1 protein-coding gene is annotated in these 1,444 nt (G+C 73.5%); it reads right to left on the minus strand.

What is annotated here, in order from left to right:
• A partial coding sequence (locus AC27VN_RS41330; RefSeq protein WP_490880492.1) for a hypothetical protein occupies nucleotides 1-1,444 on the minus strand: 1,444 nt, incomplete at both ends.

Raw genomic sequence — 1,444 nt, forward strand, 5'->3', positions numbered from 1 at the left:
CGGGCCGCAGGATCACGTGCATGCCGGAGGTCTTCAGGTAGTCGCGGTCGGCGCGCGTGTAGTCCTCGAGGCCGATGCGGATCGAGCCGCCATCGGGCGCGATGCCGTAGCGCAGGCCGTGGTCGTCGATCGCGACGTGGGCGCGGCCCGCGGCGTCGAGCACGGCCTCGCCGCCGATCCAGATCGAGGTGCCGATCGGCGCCAGCTTCGGATCGGTGGTGCCGCGCGTGGCGGCACTGGCCAGCACGATGTCGCCGCCGGGCGCGATCACCTGGCCCTCGACCGTGAGCTGGCCCTGCGCCACCAGGCGCGCCTGGCGCCCCGGATCGACCTCGATGCGCACGCCGCGCGCGAGCTCGAGCTCGGCGCCTTGCAGGCTCAGGTCGGCGCCGGTGCGCGAATTCAGCCGATGCCGCGGCGCATCCTCGGCGTACAGCGGCGGCAGCCAGCGCTCGAGCGCGCGCGCGGTGTCGGTGCCGCTGGCCAGTTCGCCCGCATCGGCCGCGGCGCGCAGCACCGGCACGCGCGGTGCGAGATCGTCGAGCACGCGCACGCCGCTGAAGCTGCCGATCCGGTACTTGGAGAAGCCGCTTTGCAGCAACGCGGGATCGAGCCGCAGCGCGGGCGCGAACGCGATCGTTTCGTCGAAGTGCGCGCCGCGCTCGATCAGGCGTCCCGCGAGATAGACCGCCGCGATCGCCGAGCGCTCGCCCGCCTCCTGGGTCAGCACGTAGGGGTGGACTGGAATGCCGAGCGGGAACACGGCCGAAGGCAGCACCGTGCCCGTCGGCAACTGGCCGCCGAAGGCATTGATGCGCGTGCCCGCCGGGACCGGGCTGCCGGGCGGCAGCAAGCCCTGCGGCGTGTAGACCGAGACGTTGGGTGGCAGCACCCAGTCGGCCGCGGTCACGAGCGGTGCGGCATTGGTGGGACTCAGGATGTACGGCAGCGCGAAGTCCTGCAGCGACACCGTCAACGGCGTCGAGATGCGTTGCGGCAGGCGTTCGCCGATGCCCACGTGCACGTCGCGCGCGAACACCATGGTCAGCGGCGACGGCGTGCCGGCCGCGAGCGTGCCGCCCTCGAGGAAGGCATCGGGCCCGAACAGCACGTTGGCCGGCGACTGCAGCGTCAGCGTGCCGCCGCCCAGCACGCCGCTCGCGCGCAGCTCGCCATCGATGCGCAGCAGCGCACCGCCCGGGTTCTCCTCGAGATTGGTCTCGACCTGCGCGGCGCCGGCCAGCAGGCTCACGCTGCCGCCGCGCCCGCCCATGAGCCGCCCGTTGCGCGCCAGGGTGGCCCCCGAGGACACGTCGACCAGGCTGCCGCGCTCCAGCGCGATGCCGCCATGCGTCATGCGCACCGAGAGGCCGCCGCCGTCGACGAAGGCGGTGCCGGCCTCGCCGTCGATATCGCCGCCCTCCAGTCGCTCGTTGGTCCACAG

This window comes from Variovorax sp. 20P10.2.4, assembly GCF_058244205.1.